This is a genomic window from Gordonia rubripertincta, assembly GCF_038024875.1.
GTDB lineage: Bacteria > Actinomycetota > Actinomycetes > Mycobacteriales > Mycobacteriaceae > Gordonia > Gordonia rubripertincta.
This window is the reverse complement of the sequence record NZ_CP136136.1, coordinates 242,953-260,544: the sequence shown is the minus strand read 5'-3', so window position 1 is coordinate 260,544 and position 17,592 is coordinate 242,953. Positions and strand designations below refer to the sequence as shown.

General features: G+C 68.0%; 19 protein-coding genes and 1 pseudogene. 16 read left to right on the top strand and 4 right to left on the bottom strand.

Annotated elements, in window-relative coordinates; translation table 11 throughout:
- Positions 1 to 53: 53 nt before the first annotated feature.
- The 9 genes from RVF83_RS01095 (at position 54) to RVF83_RS01055 (ending at position 7,418) form a co-directional block, all read left to right on the top strand.
- On the top strand, positions 54 to 1,391 hold the full coding sequence (locus RVF83_RS01095; protein ID WP_005199934.1) for a cytochrome P450: 1,338 nt from the start codon (positions 54 to 56) through the stop codon (positions 1,389 to 1,391).
- A 4-nt stretch (positions 1,392 to 1,395) separates the two neighbouring features.
- A complete protein-coding gene (locus RVF83_RS01090; protein ID WP_005199933.1) occupies positions 1,396 to 2,043 on the top strand; it encodes a TetR/AcrR family transcriptional regulator in 648 nt (215 codons plus the stop codon).
- A 77-nt stretch (positions 2,044 to 2,120) separates the two neighbouring features.
- Positions 2,121 to 3,017 (top strand): SDR family oxidoreductase, encoded by an 897-nt coding sequence (locus RVF83_RS01085; RefSeq protein WP_005199932.1) that lies wholly within the window; start codon positions 2,121 to 2,123, stop codon positions 3,015 to 3,017.
- A 17-nt stretch (positions 3,018 to 3,034) separates the two neighbouring features.
- On the top strand, positions 3,035 to 3,628 hold the full coding sequence (locus RVF83_RS01080; RefSeq protein WP_039880938.1) for a hypothetical protein: 594 nt from the start codon (positions 3,035 to 3,037) through the stop codon (positions 3,626 to 3,628).
- Positions 3,625 to 4,134, top strand: coding sequence for a hypothetical protein (locus RVF83_RS01075; protein ID WP_005199930.1), 510 nt, complete (start codon positions 3,625 to 3,627; stop codon positions 4,132 to 4,134). The genes RVF83_RS01080 and RVF83_RS01075 overlap by 4 nt, the downstream gene beginning before the upstream one ends.
- The gene (locus RVF83_RS01070) at positions 4,134 to 4,835 is read left to right on the top strand and encodes a hypothetical protein (RefSeq protein WP_005199929.1); all 702 of its coding nucleotides are present in this window, start codon (positions 4,134 to 4,136) and stop codon (positions 4,833 to 4,835) included. Before RVF83_RS01075 ends, RVF83_RS01070 begins: the two co-directional genes overlap by 1 nt.
- A complete protein-coding gene (locus tag RVF83_RS01065) occupies positions 4,832 to 5,395 on the top strand; it encodes a hypothetical protein (RefSeq protein WP_005199928.1) in 564 nt (187 codons plus the stop codon). The genes RVF83_RS01070 and RVF83_RS01065 overlap by 4 nt, the downstream gene beginning before the upstream one ends.
- A gap of 65 nt (positions 5,396 to 5,460) precedes the next feature.
- On the top strand, positions 5,461 to 6,666 hold the full coding sequence (locus RVF83_RS01060) for an NAD(P)/FAD-dependent oxidoreductase (protein ID WP_005199927.1): 1,206 nt from the start codon (positions 5,461 to 5,463) through the stop codon (positions 6,664 to 6,666).
- Between the two features lie 5 nt (positions 6,667 to 6,671).
- Positions 6,672 to 7,418, top strand: a complete 747-nt coding sequence (locus RVF83_RS01055; RefSeq protein WP_005199926.1) for a DNA alkylation repair protein — start codon at positions 6,672 to 6,674, stop codon at positions 7,416 to 7,418.
- Position 7,419: 1 nt separating this feature from the next.
- On the opposite strand, the pseudogene RVF83_RS01050 reads toward RVF83_RS01055, so the two are convergent.
- The 3 genes and pseudogenes from RVF83_RS01050 to mftR form a co-directional block, all read right to left on the bottom strand.
- Positions 7,420 to 7,750, bottom strand: a pseudogene (locus RVF83_RS01050) (DoxX family protein).
- 91 nt (positions 7,751 to 7,841) lie between these two features.
- Positions 7,842 to 8,900 carry a ferredoxin--NADP reductase gene (locus RVF83_RS01045; RefSeq protein ID WP_005199924.1) on the bottom strand — a complete coding sequence of 353 codons (1,059 nt, stop codon included), beginning with the start codon at positions 8,898 to 8,900 and terminating at the stop codon, positions 7,842 to 7,844.
- A 127-nt stretch (positions 8,901 to 9,027) separates the two neighbouring features.
- Entirely contained in the window at positions 9,028 to 9,657 is a 630-nt protein-coding gene (gene mftR / locus RVF83_RS01040; RefSeq protein WP_005199923.1) for a mycofactocin system transcriptional regulator, read from the bottom strand.
- Positions 9,658 to 9,817: 160 nt separating this feature from the next.
- Here mftR and mftA point away from each other — a divergent pair, with 160 nt between their 5' ends.
- The 5 genes from mftA (at position 9,818) to RVF83_RS01015 (ending at position 13,882) form a co-directional block, all read left to right on the top strand.
- Complete coding sequence (gene mftA, locus RVF83_RS01035; RefSeq protein WP_035753529.1) at positions 9,818 to 9,925, top strand: mycofactocin precursor MftA; 108 nt, start codon at positions 9,818 to 9,820, stop codon at positions 9,923 to 9,925.
- Complete coding sequence (mftB, locus tag RVF83_RS01030) at positions 9,925 to 10,284, top strand: mycofactocin biosynthesis chaperone MftB (protein WP_005199922.1); 360 nt, start codon at positions 9,925 to 9,927, stop codon at positions 10,282 to 10,284. Before mftA ends, mftB begins: the two co-directional genes overlap by 1 nt.
- Before the next feature lie 69 nt (positions 10,285 to 10,353).
- Positions 10,354 to 11,643, top strand: coding sequence for a mycofactocin radical SAM maturase (mftC, locus tag RVF83_RS01025; RefSeq protein ID WP_005199921.1), 1,290 nt, complete (start codon positions 10,354 to 10,356; stop codon positions 11,641 to 11,643).
- Between the two features lie 94 nt (positions 11,644 to 11,737).
- Positions 11,738 to 12,937, top strand: a complete 1,200-nt coding sequence (mftD, locus tag RVF83_RS01020; RefSeq protein ID WP_005199920.1) for a pre-mycofactocin synthase MftD — start codon at positions 11,738 to 11,740, stop codon at positions 12,935 to 12,937.
- A 132-nt stretch (positions 12,938 to 13,069) separates the two neighbouring features.
- Complete coding sequence (locus RVF83_RS01015; RefSeq protein ID WP_005199919.1) at positions 13,070 to 13,882, top strand: mycofactocin-coupled SDR family oxidoreductase; 813 nt, start codon at positions 13,070 to 13,072, stop codon at positions 13,880 to 13,882.
- A gap of 71 nt (positions 13,883 to 13,953) precedes the next feature.
- Here RVF83_RS01015 and RVF83_RS01010 read toward each other — a convergent pair whose 3' ends face one another.
- Positions 13,954 to 15,063 carry a CaiB/BaiF CoA transferase family protein gene (locus RVF83_RS01010; RefSeq protein ID WP_005199918.1) on the bottom strand — a complete coding sequence of 370 codons (1,110 nt, stop codon included), beginning with the start codon at positions 15,061 to 15,063 and terminating at the stop codon, positions 13,954 to 13,956.
- A gap of 178 nt (positions 15,064 to 15,241) precedes the next feature.
- On the opposite strand from RVF83_RS01010, the gene mftE reads away from it, so the two are divergent.
- Both mftE and mftF read left to right on the top strand, forming a co-directional pair.
- Positions 15,242 to 15,952: a mycofactocin biosynthesis peptidyl-dipeptidase MftE gene (gene mftE / locus RVF83_RS01005; RefSeq protein WP_005196522.1), complete on the top strand. Its 711-nt coding sequence runs from the start codon at positions 15,242 to 15,244 to the stop codon at positions 15,950 to 15,952.
- The gene (gene mftF / locus RVF83_RS01000) at positions 15,949 to 17,559 is read left to right on the top strand and encodes a mycofactocin biosynthesis glycosyltransferase MftF (RefSeq protein WP_005196524.1); all 1,611 of its coding nucleotides are present in this window, start codon (positions 15,949 to 15,951) and stop codon (positions 17,557 to 17,559) included. Before mftE ends, mftF begins: the two co-directional genes overlap by 4 nt.
- Positions 17,560 to 17,592: the final 33 nt, after the last annotated feature.

The window sequence follows — 17,592 nt, the reverse complement described above, 5'->3', positions numbered from 1 at the left end:
GTATGCGATGTGGATCACATTTCCGTAGGACTCTACCCCGGAAGGAGACGGTCATGGCATCGGTACTGGCGACCCCGCCGGCGGGGAGCGACCTGCAGGCCATTCCGTGCTCGGACCGCAACAGCTTCCTCGAGATCATGTCGATGCGGCGTGACCCGTTCGCCTTCGCCGACCGTCGCCGGGCGCAGTACGGCAGCGTTTCCGGACTGAACGCCTTCGGCGTGCAGATGGTCATGACCGGGAACCCGCGCGCCGCCCAGGAACTCTTGATGAACAAGGACCGGGCCTTCGCCAACGGTCCGGCGTGGAGCTATTTCATCGGCCCCTTCTTCAATCGCGGTGTCATGCTCCTCGACTTCGACGAGCACCGTCATCACCGGCAGATCCTGCAGCAGGCGTTCAGCACGACTGCGCTCAAGGGGTACATGCAGGAGATGCAGCCGATGATCGCCGAGCGCGTCGCGGAGTTCCCGGTCGGTTCGGTGAAGCTGTTCGAGCAGTTCAAAGCCCTCACCCTCGACCTCGCACTCGAGGTCTTCCTCGGGCTGAACCTACCCCGGGATGAGGCCGACCGGATCAACAAGGCGTTCATCGACACCGTCCGCGCAGGTGTTGCCTACGTGCGCCAACCAGTGCCCGGTGGCCGCTGGTGGAAGGGCCTGCGTTCGCGCAAGGTCCTCGAGGAGTTCTTCTACGCCAACATCGCGGCCAAGCGTGCGCGGGAGACACCGGATCTCTTCTCGGTCCTGTGCCACGCGGAAAGCGATGAGGGACACAGCTTCTCCGACGACGACGTGGTCAACCACATGATCTTCGTGCTCATGGCCGCGCACGACACCTCGACCATCACCATGACCCAGATGGCCTACAACATGGCCAAGCATCCCGAATGGCAGGACCGCGCCCGCGCCGAGTCCCTCGAACTCGGGCCGGAGCTCGGTTATGACGGTCTCGCCGGCATGACGGCCCTGGACCTGGTCATGAAGGAGTCGCTGCGGCTGTGCCCGCCGGTCCCGGCGCAGCCCCGCATGGCCGTGAAGGACACCTCCATCGAGGGCTTCTTCGTTCCCGAGGGCACCATCGTCACCACGTCGTCCCTGTCCAGCCATCGCGATCCCGAGTTCTTCACCAACCCCGACATGTTCGACCCGGAGAGGTTCAGTCCCGAACGCGCCGAGGACAAGTCCCACCGGTTCGCCTGGATGCCATTTGGTGGTGGCGTTCACAAATGTATCGGCCTGTATTTTGGCCAGATGGAGATCAAGACGATCATGCATCACCTGCTCCGCGGGTACGAGTGGTCGGTACCGGCCGACTACGTGTTGCCCATGGACTACAGCGCGCTGCCCGTGCCCAAGGACAAGCTCCCCGTGACCCTCCGGCGTCGGTGATCGCGTGTCGGACAATCTCGTGAAGGACACCGTGAACAGCGCTGCAAGGGGAAAGGGCGCTCGCTCGTCCAACCGCAAGGTGCGCAACACCGCCAGCCCGGCCGACCAGGAGGCGGCGATCCTGGCCGCTGCAGGTTCGGAGTTCGCCGAGGTCGGGGTGCGACGTGCCAACATCGACGAGGTCGCGGCCCGTGCGGGCGTCAGCCGCAGCACGCTATACCGACGCTTCCCCAACAAGGAGGCCCTCCTCTACGCCGTCGCCAACGACGCCTACGAGCGGGGCATGAAGAGGCTCGAGGAATCGGTCAAGGGGATGGGCCCCAAGGATGCCCTGGTCGAGGCTTTCGCCGTGGGCGCCGAGCTGGTCAAATCCGACCCGTTGCTGAGCCGGATCGTGCTCACCGACTCCGAGATCAAGAGCGTCACCGCGAAGATGACGTCGCTGTTCATCGACATGGTCACCGATCGGGTCGCCGCCACGTTGCGCGACGAGGGTGCGCAGATGCCGGTGGAAGATCTTCTCGAGGCCGTCGAGATTCATGTGCGCCTGGTGATCTCGCTTCTGGAGACCCCGCCGTCGGACCCGGCCCGTACGGATCCGCAGCAGGCGCGTGCGTTCGCCGCGAAATTCCTCGCCCCGATGATCTGGTGATCGACACCTGACTCTCGGTGGCCCGTGACGCCGTCACCCGCTTTCGATTCAACGACAACCACCCGAGGGGGAAACCGATGAGCCTGCGCGACAAGCTGTCCGGAAAGCCTGATCACGACGCCATCCGAACGGCGCTGAAGGACAAGGTCGTCGTCGTGACCGGTAGTGCGCGCGGAATCGGATTCGAGACCGCGACGCAGCTGTTCCAGGCGGGAGCGAAGGTCGCCATCGGTGACGTCGACGGCGAGGCGGTGGGCAAGGCCGCCGCCGACCTCGGCATCGAGGGCATCGAGGTCGACGTCACCAAGCGGGAGTCCTTCGACGCGTTCCTCTCCGAGGTCGAATCCCGGCTCGGACCGATCGACGTCCTCGTGAACAACGCCGGCATCATGCCGGTCGGTCCGTTCCTCTCCTACGACGACACGATCATCCGGCGCACCTACGACATCGACGTCCTCGGCGTCATCATCGGCTGCCAGGAAGCCGCCCGCCGGATGGCCCCGCGTCGTACCGGCCACATCGTCAACATCGCGTCGACGGCCGGCCGCATCCCGACCCCGGGTCTGACCATCTACAACGGCGCGAAGGCCGCGGTGATCGAGTTCTCCGAGGCCCTCGGCGCGGAGCTGGAGCCGGAGGGCGTCACCGTCAGCGCTGTTCTCCCGACCTTCACCCGCACCGCCCTGATCTCCGGTCTGCAGACCAATAAGTTCATCCAGACCGTCGCGCCCGAGGAGGTCGCGGCGATCGTGGTCGAGACCATCGCCCGCCCGGTGACCCGCGTGTACGCCCCGCGGTCGATGCGCTGGGCCGACTCCAGTCCGCTGTTCCCGCAGGCGATGAAGCGGTTCACCCGCAAGCTCACCAAACTGGATTCGATCTTCCTACGACCGGACCAGGAGGCGCGCGCCGCCTATGCGAGTCGCATCCGCGGGGAGAAGATCGAGGACAAGCCGACCACGCGCCTGTCGTAGAGGAGGGCGTGTCGGTGATGGAAGAGGCGCGGTCGGGCGCCGCGGAGATCGCCGCCGAGCGCAGCGCCCGGCGTGATCTGCGCGAGGCACTCGAAGAGTTGCACGCGCGCGAGGTCGACGCCGACCTGCGACGGCGGGTGCCGCGGAGCCGATGGATTCTGGCGACGCTGGTGGCGGTCGTCGCCGTGGTCCTCGCCGGAGTCGCGGTCGTGGCGTGGTCCGGCGCGCGGAATGTCCCTACCGACGACGACTTCGAGCGCGCGGCGGCCGACCGCGTCGCCGTGCTGATCGCACCGGACCATCGTGATCCGAGTCGCGCGCGCAAGATCCTCGCCGGTGCCACCGGTACCTTCTACGACGAATTCGCCCAGTCCGCCGACAGTTACAGCGCTTTCGTGCAGGCCAACGGATCGGTCTCGAAGTCCTCGGTGGACGGTACCGGGGTCTCCGCCCGGGACGGTGACAGTGCCACGGTTCTCGTCGCGGCGACCGTGGTGTTCGACACCGCCGGCGAGACAGGGGAAGGGCAGGCACGCCGGTTCCGGCTTCGTGTGCTCGTGGCCCCGGACGACGGCTCCCTGAAACTCGGGGCGGTGCAATACCTTCCATGACCAAGTCCGGATACATCTCGCTGCGCGCGGGAGCCCTCCGACTGCTGGTGGCCGCGCTGGTGCTGGCCGTAGCACTCGTCGCTGTGGCAGTCGCGTGGCGTGCACACGCGGCGGGAGACGCGCTCCAGCAGAGCCGCGAACAACTCCGCGAACGCGCGGGGACGATCGTCGCCGACGTCTTCTCGGTGGATTCCGCACGGTGGCAACAGGATCGGTCGCGGGCCCGTGCGCTTGTCGCCCGCGACTTCATCGACAGTTACGGTGCACAGCTCACCAGGCCGCCGGAGCAGGGGACGGCTGCCGTGGTGTGGCGGCCCGAGACCGTCAGCGTGGTCGACGCAGACGCCACCGAGGGACAGGCGCTCCTTCGGGTGGCGGTGACCGTACGACCGGACGCCCCCAGCCGGCCCGACGCTGCTGCGACGACTGTCCGCCGATCGGTGCTGGCCCGTTTCATCCGAGCCGACGACGAGTGGCTGCTCGCCGCGGCCGATGTGATCGGGTGATGACGATGACCGATGCTGGGAGAGCCGATGCTGCGAGAACCGATCGGGGGACGACCGACGCGGCGATCACGGCGCGCGTGCAGCTCGCCCGGGACCGGGCCGACGAGGCGACGCGGACCGCGCGCACGGCCCGGATCGCGGCCGCACCCGCACTCCGGGAGCGTGCCGTGCGACGGACCCGCGTTGTTCGGACGGTCCTCCTCGCCACGGCGGTCGCCGTCGCCATCCTCGCGATCGTGGGTGCGGTTCTGGGCTGGCAGATCCGTGGGCAGCGCGCCGAGATCGATCGTCAGGCCGAGGTTCTGGAGTCGGCGCGTGCCGCGGTCACGGCCATGCTGACCGCAGACCCGGCGGATCCGGCCGGCTTCGTGGACGGCGTACTCGCGGTGAGCACCGGCGCCCAGCGTGACCGCATCGAGAGCGCGCGCGACGCATTGCTCGCCGAGGTGCGCACACAGGCCGGACGCAGCGTCGGACAAGTGGTCTCGGCCGGGCTGGTGACCGATCCGGCGTCGGACGAGGTCGGCACCGCCGTGGATGTACTCGTCGTCGCGGACGCCACCAATCCGCTGCTGCTCGGTTCCGATGGAACGGACGGGCAGGCCGCGGCCGTCGACACGACCGCCGAACGGATCACCGCGCTGATCACCATGGAACGCGTCGGGGACGGGTGGAAGATCGCGGGGGCAAGCCAGTCGTGAGCGATCTCCTGGAACCGCGTCCCACCCGTCGGCAACGCCGCCGTCTCGCAGCCCTGGCCGTCGTCACCGTGACTGCGCTCGTCGTCGCGCTGGTCGCCTGGGTCGGGGTGCTGCGATCGGACCCGGAGCCCGGGGAAGCCGAGCGCGCGGCGATTCTGTCGGCGGCGGGCGGGGCGGTCGCGGCACTCACGACATTCGGGCCGGACGACCCTCCAGACCAGCGTCGCCGAACGGACACATTGCTCACCGATCCGTTGCGACTCGAATACCGCAATCGCGGTGTCGACGTGGTGCTGCCCGGTGCACGGGCCGCCTCGGTGTCGATGACCGGACGAGTCGTCGGGACCGGTCTGACCGACAGCTCCGCCGACCGCGCGCGGGTCCTCGTGTTCGTCGACCAGACGGTGGCTGTCACAGACGGCGTAAAACCTATAGGCTTTAGGGAACCTGCCGATGGGGGCGGGGAGACGACCCCTACCGCGAGGTGGGCACTTATGCGTAAGGTCGACGGGAATTGGCTGTTGTCCGACCTGCAACCGGTCGGAGACGTGACCCGCTGAGGCAAGTCGTCGGGGTGTCCTCGGACATCCCGGGAGGAACGGTGTCCGCGGTGAGAGGGGACGAAATGAGTGGATCAGGGGCGGGCGTCGTGATCGTCGGGGCGGGCCTGGGCGGGATCAGGGCCGCGGAGAACCTGCGCAACAACGGGTTCACCGATCCGATCACCCTGGTGGGGGCCGAGAACCATCCTCCCTATGACCGTCCGCCGCTCTCGAAGTCGGTGTTGCTGGGCAAGGACGATCGCGTCGACCTCAAACCGGCCGAGTTCTACGGCGAATCCGACATCACCCTGCGGTTGGGCTCCGCGGTGACCTCGGTGTCGCCGACGGAGAAGACCGTCACCCTGGCCTCCGGTGACAGGCTCGCCTACGACACCCTGGTGCTGGCCACCGGTCTCGACCCGCGGCCGTTCCCGGGCCTCGCCGACGCCGTTGCCGGGGTACACATGATCCGCACCTACGACGACGCGGTCGCACTGCGCGAGGAGATCGATTCCGCCTCGACGGCCGTGGTCATCGGCGCCGGCTTCATCGGTTGTGAGGTGGCCGCAAGTCTCACCTCGCGCGGGTTGAGCGTGAGCCTCGTCGAACCCGCCCCCACCCCGCTGGCGGTGGCGCTCGGCGAGGAGATCGGCAAGCTGGTGTCCCGGCTCCACATCGACAACGGCGTGGATCTGCGCACCGGGGTCGGTGTCGCCGAGATCGTCGTGACCGAGGGCGCGAACGGACCGAAGGTCGCCGCGGTGAAGCTCGCCGACGGCACCGAACTCGCCGCCGACCTCGTGGTCGTCGGCATCGGTTCCACTCCCGTCACCGGCTACTTGGAAGGCTCCGGGATCGAACTGGCGCCGCGCGAGGTGGGCGGCGGAATCGCCTGCGATGCAACCGGACACACCAGCGTCGACGACGTTTACGCACTCGGTGACGTCGCCAACTGGCGCGACGACGAGGGCGCCCCGCATCGCGTCGAGCACTGGAATCACACGGTCGATCAGGCTTCGGTCGTCGCGCACCAGATCACCGGTGGTGACGCCGTGACCGCGGCGGTCTCGTACTTCTGGAGCGACCAGTTCGACGTCAAGATCCAGGTCCTCGGTGCTCCTCGCGCCGGCGACACCGTCCACGTCGTCTCCGACGACGGAAAGAAGTTCGTGGCCTATTACAGCCGGGACGGCATGCTCACCGGCGTCGTCGGCGCGGGCAAGGTCGGTGCGGTGATGAAGACCCGGCCGAAGCTGCAGACGCCGACCCCCATCGCCGACCTGCTCTAGCGCCGGTGGGTGCCGAGCTGACGGCCGCGGCGGTGCGCGCTGCCGCCGCCGAGGTCGCCGACCCCCGGCGTGCCGTCGACCTCGCCAGGTTCTTCCAGGCCCGCCCCGGCGGCTACGGCGAGGGCGACGAGTTCATCGGCCTGCGCGTGCCGCAGCAGCGGGCGATCGCCAGACGCTTCCGCGGCATCGACGCCGGCGAGGTTGTCGCCCTGCTGGATTCGCCGGTCCACGAACATCGATTCATCGCGCTGGCCCTGCTCCGAGGTGAGTTCGAACGAGCCCTGCGGCCGCGATCGGGCCCGGACTGGGACGAGGCCACGCGGTGGGTCGAGCTGTACCTCGATGCGGTTCGTCGAGGCCGGGTGAACAACTGGGATCTCGTGGACTCCTCGGCCGATCCGGTACTCGGCGAGTTCTGCAGACTCTGCGGCGAGCTGGGCGTGATCCTCGCCCATGCGGCCGACGACGACCTGTGGCGGCGTCGGGTGGGGATCATCGCGACCTTCGCACACATCGAACACAGTGATGCGTCAGCACTTCTCGCCGTGGCGCCGCTCGTCCGCGACGACCGTCGCGACCTCATCCAGAAAGCCTTCGGGTGGATGCTCCGGGAGACGGGCAAGCGCGTCGACGAGCAGACACTCCTGACGTACCTCGAGGAGAACGCGGCTCGAATGGGCCGCACGGCACTGAGTTACGCGATCGAGCACCGGACGCCCGAGGAACGCGCGTACTTCCGTGGGCAGAGATGAGTCAGCCCTCGCGCGCCACGCGGATGGCCGCCCAGATCATCGGGAACTGCAACGGCAGGCGTGCCACGGCGACGATCCGGTAGGGCAGCGGCTTGTCCCACCACAGTCGCACCATGTTGAGGTTGGCGGGATAGACGGCGAGAAACAACAGGGCCGACAACGCTCCGGAGATTCGGCGAGTCCGAGGCACGAGAAGTCCGGCGCCCAGGCCGATCTCGGCGACGCCGGACAGGTGGGTCAGCGTACGCGGATCGCCGGGGATCTCCTCCGGGATGATCTCGTCGAACGGTTTGGGGTGCGACGAAATGGAGCACGCCGATGCCGAGGAGCATCACCGCCAGGCCGCGAGCGAGGTGGACCGGTCGAGACTTCCGGATGGGTGTCACGTCGTCGTGCTCCTTCGGGTTGTTCGCCAACTACCGGTCAGAACTCGATCTTGAGCGAGTCCGAGGTCGGGTGGGCCTGGCAGCCCAGGATGTACCCGTCCGCGATGTCCTCGGGGTCGAGGGCGCCGGCGTTGTCCATGTCGACGGAGCCCTCGGTGAGAGTGCAGGCGCAGGAACCGCATTCGCCTTCCTGACAGGAGTACGGGGCATCGAGACCGGCCGCCAGCATCACGTCGATGAGCGTCCGCTTGCGCGGCCAGGTCAGGGTGTGGGTCTCACCGTCGAGTTCGACTTCGACGGTGGCGGCGGACGCCTGGTCCTCCTCGCTGACCTCCTCGAGCTCGACGTCGGCGAACGGGTCGCCGGACAGCGAGTTGTACACCTCGGTGTGGACGTTGTGGTGCGGGAAGTTCGCCTGTGCCAGGGCCTTGTGGACGGCATCCATGAAGGGGCCGGGTCCGCACATGTAGGCGGTGTGGGTGGTCGAGTACGGCGCGAACACCGAGGCCAGAGCCGCCGCGGTGGGTAGCCCCTGCAGGCTCTCCAGCCAGTGGACGACGGTGAGCCGGTCGGCGTGGGCGTGGAGCAGGTCGCGCAGCTCGGCGGCGAAGATCACGTCGCTCTCGGTGCGATTCGCGTAGAAGAAGACGATCGGCGCGCTGCTCTTCTTCAGCGCCGCCTTGAGGATCGACATCACCGGCGTCACGCCACTGCCCGCGGCGATGAGGAGCAACGGGTCGTCGTAGGACTTGGGGGTGAAGACGCCCGACGGCGGCAGCACCTCGACCTGGGAGCCGGGGGCGAGGTTGTCGCAGACCCAGTTGGAGCCGTACCCGTCGACGGTGCGCTTCACGGTCACCTTGGGGCGAGCGTCGGTGTACGGCGACGAGGCCAGCGAGTAGCAGCGGGCCACCGAGCCGGTCTGCTCGCTCGGGATGCGCAGGGTGAGGAACTGTCCCGGCTTGTAGTCGGTGAATGCGGCCGACGACGTCTCGGGGACCTCGAAGGCGATGGACTTGGCATCGGACGTCTCATCGATCACCTCGGCCACCGTGAGGATCACGCTTCGTGAGCCGTGAGGGGTCAGGTCAGGCATGTAGCAGCTCTCCGACGTCGAGGACCGGGCGAACCGGGCCGAATTAGAACACGTTCTACTTCAGGATAGACCAACCGGTGGGTGTCCCACGAGGCCCTCTCGGGGCCGGCGTGGTCGGCCCCGCCGATCATGGCACGCGGGTCAGTGATGCGACACCGGTGGCGACGGTCCGCGCGCCGTCGCTGATCAGTCTCTCGAGGTCGGCGTCGGGGTCGGCCAGCCACTGCTCGTAGGCGGCGAGTGCCGCGCCCAAGCACAACCACCCGATGGTCTGGGGCAGGTGATCGTTCTCGTCCAGACCGAGCCGGGCCGCGCAGAACTCGGCGATGACGTGGCGCCAGTCCGCGTACATGATCATCGAATGTGCTTGGAGTGCCGGAACTCCGAGCAGCAGGGACATGCGCCGGCGGTGGTTCTCGAGCTCTTCCGGTGGCACCCGGTTGAACACGACCAGGGCATCCACGAGGGCGTCGGCCATGGGGATGTCGGTGGGGATCTGGGCGAGGAGTCCGCGTAGCTCGCCCAGATGCTCGTCGAACTCTCCCCACGGGATCTCGTTCTTCGACGAGTAGTACCGGAACAGCGTGCGACGCGCGATGCCCGCGGCCTCGGCGATGTCGTCCACGCTGGTCTCCTCGAAACCCCGGGTGGTGAACAGGCCGATCGCGAGCGCGCTGATCCGGGCGCGTGAGGAGATCGGGCGTCGCCCGGGTGCGGCCCGCCCGGGGGCCGCGTCCTGCTGTGTCGTCGGAGTCATCGAGACCTCACCATATGGGATCCGTTCCCGCGCAGCGGGCCGAAGGGGCCCGAATCGCCTGTCCGAACGGGCAGTTTTGCTCTAGCGGTAGAAATCTGCACCGAGTGCCACTATAGTCCATCGTGATCCGAGTCACTTAGAAGATCAGGAGGTATGGATCATGGCCGACCAGTCCGCGGTTACCGCTGCAAACTCGAACGAGACCGAACTCATCGCCGAGTCGCTCGTCGAAGAGGTGTCGATCGATGGGATGTGCGGGGTCTACTGATGTCAGCCCCGACATCGAATCCGACCTCCGGCGACCGTTCTGCGGTCGCCGGGGTCCGGTTCGACACCCCAGCCCCCGATGCCCCCGCCGGCTTCGACACGTTCGCCGCGTGGGAACTCAACCCGAAGGTGGCGCTGCGCCCCGAGCCGTTCGGCGCCCTGCTGTACCACTTCGGTACCCGCAAGCTCTCGTTCCTCAAGAACCTGACCGTGGTCGGGATCGTTCAGTCGCTCGTCGATCACGACTCCGCCGAGGCAGCCCTCCTCGCAGCGGGCGTCACGCCTGCACAGCGGCCCCTGTACGTGCAGGCGCTCACGGCACTGGCCGACAGCGCGATGATCACGCCCCGCGCGGCCTGACCGACCACCACCGCCGATCGACAGCCCCGATCGGTGCTCCGCTTCCGCCTCGACCCTAGGACCGACACGATGACGACCATCGAGATGCCGCCCACCGCAGCCGAACTCGTGACCTCCCCGCGGGCGAGTGCGCCCGCCGACCAGGTGCCCAAGGTCGGACGCCTCGTCGACCAGTTCGAGCGCGGTCTCGACGCGCCGATCTGCCTGACGTGGGAACTCACCTACGCCTGCAACCTGGCATGCGTGCACTGCCTGTCCTCGTCGGGCAAGCGTGATCCGCGCGAGCTGTCGACCGAACAGTGCAAGGCGATCATCGACGAACTGCAGCGCATGCAGGTCTTCTACGTGAACATCGGCGGCGGCGAGCCGACCGTGCGCCCCGATTTCTGGGAGCTCGTCGACTACGCCACCAGCCACCAGGTGGGAGTCAAGTTCTCCACCAACGGTTTGCGCATCGACAAGAAGGTCGCCGCACGCCTGGCCGCGTCGGACTACGTCGACGTCCAGATCTCCCTCGACGGCGCGACCGCCGAGGTCAACGACGCCGTGCGCGGTCCGGGTTCGTTCGACATGGCGGTCCGGGCGCTCGAGAACCTCGCCGAGGCCGGCTTCTCCGATGCCAAGATCAGTGTCGTCATGACGCGGCAGAACGTCGCGCAGCTCGACGAGTTCAAGGCCTTGGCCGACCGGTACAACGCCACCCTGCGCATCACCCGCCTGCGTCCGTCCGGCCGTGGCGCCGACGTGTGGGACGACCTGCACCCGCTGCCCGAACAACAGCGTGAGCTTTACGATTGGCTTGTCGCACATGGTGATCGCGTGCTGACCGGCGACTCGTTCTTCCACCTGTCGGCCTTCGGCGGGGATTCCGGCGGCGGTCTGCCCGGTCTCAACCTCTGCGGTGCAGGACGCGTCGTGTGCCTCATCGACCCGGTCGGCGACGTGTACGCCTGCCCGTTCGCGATCCACGAGAACTTCCTCGCCGGGAACATCCTGTCGGACGGCGGATTCCAGGAGATCTGGCAGCGCTCGGATCTGTTCACCGAACTGCGTGAACCGCAGAACGCCGGTGCCTGCACCAAGTGTGCGCACTTCGACGCCTGCCGTGGTGGCTGCATGGCGGCCAAGTTCTTCACCGGTCTGCCGCTGGCCGGACCGGACCCCGAGTGCGTGCAGGGCTACGGCGAAGAACTCCTCGCCGGCGAACGCACCAAACCGACGGCGAACAAGGATCATTCGCGCGGAACCCCGCTGACGCTCATGACGCGTCGGCCCGACGGTGACCTCACCCCGGTCGGTCGGCCCACCAAGTCCTGTGATGAGAACCCGCTCGCCGGGTTCGCCCCTGCTGCGCGGTAATCCGCCCGCGGCCCAACAGTGTCGAGTCCTCCCCTGGGTACACGTGTATCCCGGGCGATGGCACGCATCCGAGAATAGTGAGTGAGTAGGATAAATGGCTCTCAACCCCTGGGCGAAGAACCCCTGGTTCGAAACGGTCACCGAGGCCCAGCGCCGGGCGAAGAAGCGACTGCCGAAGTCGGTCTACTCGTCGCTGGTCGCCGGCACGCAGGCCGGGGTGACCCTCGACGACAATGTGCAGGCTTTCAACGAACTGGGTTGGGCGCCACACGTTGTCGGCGCGCAGCCGGAGCGTGAGATGACCACCTCGGTGATGGGGCAGGAGCTGTCTTTCCCGGTGATGATCTCGCCGACCGGTGTGCAGGCCGTCGATCCCGACGGCGAGGTCGCCGTCGCACGTGCCGCGGCCGCTCGTGGCACCGCGATGGGCCTGTCGAGCTTCGCCTCGCACGCCGTCGAAGAGGTCACCGCCGTCAACGACAAGGTGTTCTTCCAGATCTACTGGCTCGGCAGCCGCGAGGACATCCTCCGTCGTGCCGAGCGCGCACGGGCCGCCGGCGCAAAGGGTCTCATCGTCACGACCGACTGGGTGTTCAACGTCGGCCGCGACTGGGGCAGCCCGGAGATCCCCGAGAAGGTGAACCTCAAGGCGCTGGTGCGTCTCGGCCCGGAGATCGCGGTCAAGCCGCGGTACGCGCTGGACTGGGTCAAGGGCGGCAAGATCACCATCCCCGACCTCACCGCGCCGAACCTCACCCCGCAGGGTGTCCCCGGCCCGACCTTCTTCGGCGCCTACGGCGAGTGGATGGGCACCCCGCCGCCCACGTGGGAGGACCTCCAGTGGCTGCGTGAGCAGTGGGGCGGACCGTTCATGGTCAAGGGCATCACCCGTCTGGACGACGCCAAGCGCGCCGTCGACATCGGTGCGACGGCCATCTCGGTCTCCAACCACGGCGGAAACAACCTCGACGGCACCCCGGCGACGATCCGTCTGCTGCCCGACATTGCCGATGCGGTCGGCAACGACATCGAGGTCCTCCTCGACGGTGGCATCCGCCGCGGCAGCGACGTCGCCAAGGCCCTGGCACTCGGCGCCCGGGCCGTGATGATCGGCCGCGCCTACCTGTGGGGCCTCGCCGCCAACGGTCAGGCCGGCGTCGAGAACGTCCTCGACCTCATGCGTATGGGCCTCGACGGCGCGCTGATGGGCCTGGGACACAAGAGCGTGAACGATCTGTCCGCCGACGACCTGCTCATCCCGGACGACTTCAAGCGGTCCTTCGGGCACGTCTGATCCGAGTGGACACACACCTCCGCCCGCCGCCGGACATCCGGCCGGCGGGCGGAGGTGTCCCGAGGTCGCTCCCGGGTAGAACCCGCGGGAAACAGCGCCCGCGGCAGAACTAGAACGTGTTACAGTTCTGTCATGGGACAGTTCGACGGCAAGGTCGTCTACATCACCGGCATCGCCCGTGGTCAGGGCCGTAATCACGCGGTCCGGTTCGCTCGTGAGGGCGCCGCGATCGTGGGTCTCGACATCGCAGGTCCGATCATCGACCACGCCACCTATCCGCCCGCCACGGCCGAGGATCTCGACGAGACGATCCGCCTCGTCGAGGGCGCGGGCGGCAAGATCCTTGCGCGGCAGGGTGATACGCGCGACCTGGCGTTCCAGCAGCAGCTGGTTGCGGATGCGGTCGAGCAGTTCGGCCGGCTCGATCACGTCATCGCCAACGCGGGCGTGCTCACGTGGGGTTCGGTCTGGGAACTGACCGAGGAACAGTTCACCGACGTCGTCGACATCAACCTCGTCGGCGCCTGGAAGACGCTCAAGGCCACGGTCCCGGCGATGCTCGAGGCCGGCAACGGCGGCTCCATCACCATCATCAGCTCGGTCGCCGGACTGAAGGCGATGCCGATGCAGGCGTCGTACACGGCGTCGAAGCACGGCCTCGTCGGCCTGGCGCAGACCGCGGCCAAGGAACTCGGTCACCATCGGATCCGCGTCAACAGCGTGCATCCCTACGCGGTCGACACCCCGATGGGGGTGGCCGACACCGAAGCCCACCGACTCTTCGAAAAGCCCTGGGTCACGCCGCATTTCGTGTCGATGCTGGACTACCATCCGGTCGCCTCGTGCGACGAGATCTCCGACGCCGTCCTGTACCTGTCCTCCGACAGCGCCAAGGGCATCACCGGTGCGGAGTTCCAGATCGACATGGGGCACTCGAAGGTCTAGACGTCGACCCCTCGGACACGAGAATCGCCACCTCCCTCAGGGAGGTGGCGATCTTCGTATCCGGTGACGGATCAGGCCCAGAGGGTCTTCGGGTCGACGGCCTCGGTCGAGGGTCCGGCCGGGGTCTCCGGCTGGGTGCGCGAGAAGCGCGGGGCGACCTGCGCCTGGGTGACGCCGTCGATGTCGACCAGGTTGGCGCGCGCGGCCATGTGCGGATCGGCGGGGGCCTCGGCGAAGGTCAGCACGGGCGAGGTGCAGGCGTCGGTGCCGTCGAAGACCTTGGCCCACTCGTCGCGGGTACGGGACTTGAAGGTCTCGGTGAAGATCTCCTTCAGCTTGCCCCAGTTCGCGATGTCGTTCTGTGCCGGCAGGTCGGCGTCGGCCAGGCCGAGGCCCTTGAGCAGCTCGGCGTAGAACTGCGGCTCGATGGCGCCGACGGCCATGTACTTGCCGTCGGAGGTCTCGTAGACCTCGTAGTAGGGGGCGCCGGTGTCGAGCATGTTGGTGCCGCGCGTATCGCTCCACAGGCCGGTGCCGCGGAACGCCCACATCATCTGTCCCAGAACGGAAGCGCCGTCGACCATGGCGGCGTCGACGACCTGTCCCTTGCCGGAGATGCCGCGCTCGAGCAGAGCGGCGAGCACGCCCACGACGAGGAACATCGATCCGCCGCCGAAGTCGCCGGCGAGGTTGAGCGGCGGTACCGGTCGATCGTCCTTGCGGCCGATCGCGTGGAGCAGGCCGGTGAGCGAGATGTAGTTGATGTCGTGGCCGGCGAGGTTGGCGCGGGGGCCGTCCTGGCCCCAGCCGGTCATACGGCCGTACACGAGGCCGGGATTGACCTCGGTGAGGTCGTCGGGGCCGAAGCCGAGACGTTCCATGACGCCGGGGCGGAAACCCTCGATGATGACGTCAGCCTTGGCAACCAGATCGAGGATCGTCGCGCGGTCGGTCTCGTCCTTCAGGTTGGCCTCGACGACGCGACGGCCGCGCAGCAACGCGTCGGCGTTCACGCCGGGCTTGGGGAGTGTGCCGGGGCGCTGGACACGGACCACGTCGGCGCCGAGGTCGGCGAGCAACATGGCCGCGTGGGGTCCCGGGCCGATACCTGCGAACTCGATGACCCGGATGGAGCTGAGTGGGCCGGGTTTTCCGCTGTGGTGGGGTGTCGTACTGCTCATGTGTCGTCCTCCGGTCGTTGTACCGCCACTGTGTCAGGCGTCACGTGTCACGCCTTAGCATTCCATAACCGATCGAACGCTCGTCAATGTGGTCGGCACGACGTTTTCGGCCCGTTTTTCTCCTTGTTTTTGGACCGAGGGGCAGAAGCTTGGGAGCGCGATGGCTAGCATTGGTCAGATGACAGGACCGTCGACGCTGGGGCAGTGCAGCTGGCCGGACCTCGATGGAAAGGTGATCACTCTCGTGGTGCCTCTCGGTTCTGTCGAGCAGCACGGTCCGCACCTGCCGCTGGACACCGACACGCGGATCGCGACGGCGGTGGTCGACGTCGTCTGTGAGCGCCTCGGCGATTCCGACATCCTCCGTGCCCCCGACCTCAACTACGGCGCGAGTGGCGAACACGAGGGCTTTGCCGGGACGATCTCCATCGGTCATGACGCGCTTCGCGGGATGCTCATCGAGTACGGCCGCAGTGCCTGCCGGTGGGCGCGGCGCATCGTGTTCGTCAACGGGCACGGCGGCAACACGCGGACTCTGATCGACGCGGTGACCCGCCTCCGGTACGAGGGGCGGGATGCCGCCTGGTTCCCGTGCGCCTTCCCGGGCGCGGACGCACATGCCGGTTTCACCGAAACCTCGGTGCTGCTTCATGTCTCGCCGTCGACGGTCGACACCTCGCGGGCGGTCGCGGGTAATCGTGAGCCGGTCGGAGCGCTCCTCGGTGCCATGCGCGAGGGCGGGGTCGGGGCGGTCAGCCCGAACGGCGTCCTGGGTGATCCCACCGCGGCCTCCGCCGACGAGGGTCGGCGCCTGGTGGCCGAGGTGACCGATCGGCTCGGTGCGGCGCTCATCTCCTGGGAGGTCGACGACCAGGGGCGACTCGGATGACCGCACTCGACGATTCGGCCCCTCGGCGCAGCCGCACGGCCCAGAGAATCAGTGGCGACGACGCGACCGAGGGCAGGGACGTGACCGGCCGGAACCCGGCCGACGGGGACACGCTCGGCAGCGAAGCCGGCACCGAAGAACGCATTGGCGCACAGACTGATTCGGATGACGCCCCGAGTGAGGATGCCGGCACCGCGCATACTCCGGAGAACCGTACCGACCTGCCCGACGGCTTCCAGGTCCAGATCGACCTGCGGTCCGCGCGCGGCGGCGACCTGCGGTACCTCGTCGGGGGCTCGCCGACGCGGCTGATGCGCATGTCCGACACCGCGCTGGGGATGACCTCGGATGACGGTCGAATCGAAGTGTGCGACAACGTGACCCGTCGTCTCGCGCGCGCACTCCTGGACGCCGGGGTGGCCAACCCGCGCCCGATGTTCGGCCCGCGGCCCGCCGATGTCACCGTGGTGATCCCGGTCAAGGACAACCAGGCCGGTGTCGATCGCCTCCTCGATGCACTCGACGGTCTGACCGTCGTGGTCGTCGACGACGGGTCAGACGTCCCGATCGTCGCCGACCGGCCGGGTGTGAGCGTCATCCGATTCGACGAGAACCGTGGCCCCGCTGCCGCGCGGAACGTCGGAGAAGCCGCTGCCACCACGGATTTCGTGGCCTTCCTCGATTCCGACGTCGTGCCCGACCCGGACTGGCTGACGGTGCTGCTCACCCACTTCTCCGACCCCACGGTGGGGATCGTGGCCCCGCGTATCGTCGGGCTCCGGTCCGCCGACCGGTCGTCCTCGCTGGCCGAGCGCTACGAGAACGGCTGGTCGTCGCTGGACATGGGTCCCGAGGAGTCCGCGGTCCTGCCGTCCACTCGGGTCCCCTACGTTCCCAGCGCGGCAATCGTCGTGCGGCGCAGCGCATTCTGCGGATTCGACGAGTCACTCAGGGTCGCCGAGGACGTGGATGCATGCTGGCGTATGCACGCTGCAGGGTGGCGGATTCGCTACGACCCGGTCGCGCGGGTCGCACACGATCACCGCACCGACATGCGGTCGGTGCTGTCCCGCCGGTGCTTCTACGGAACCGGCGCGGCCCACCTCGCCGCCCGTCACGGAAACCGGGCCGCCCCGCTGGTGATGTCGGTGCCGATGGCCGCGGCCGTCGCCGCCCTGCTGACCCGCACCCGCTTCGGCGCCGCGCTGGCGATGCTCATCCTGACCCATCTCGCGACCCGGCTCCGCAAGCGGCTGGGCGACCTGCCGGCGGCGCCGCTCGTCTCGGCGCAACTCACCGGCCGGGCCGCCGGCTTCGGACTGCTGCAGGCGGCTGATGCGATCTGCCGGCACTACTGGCCGGTGGCCCTGCTGCTGGCCCTCGTGTCGAGACGGTTCCGCACCCTCGCGATCCAGGTGGCGATCGTCGAAGGGGTGGTGTCCTGGTTCCGGGACCTTCTCGCGGACCCGACGACCCCGCCGGCCCTGGGGCCGTTCCGCTACCTGCTGATGCGCCGCCTCGACGACCTCGCCTATGGCGCAGGTCTGTGGCAGGGCGTCATCACCCACCGGGACGCAGAAGCGTTGCGCCCGGTCATCTCCCGATGACGTTGCCCCGCAAGAAACATCTGATCCCCGATG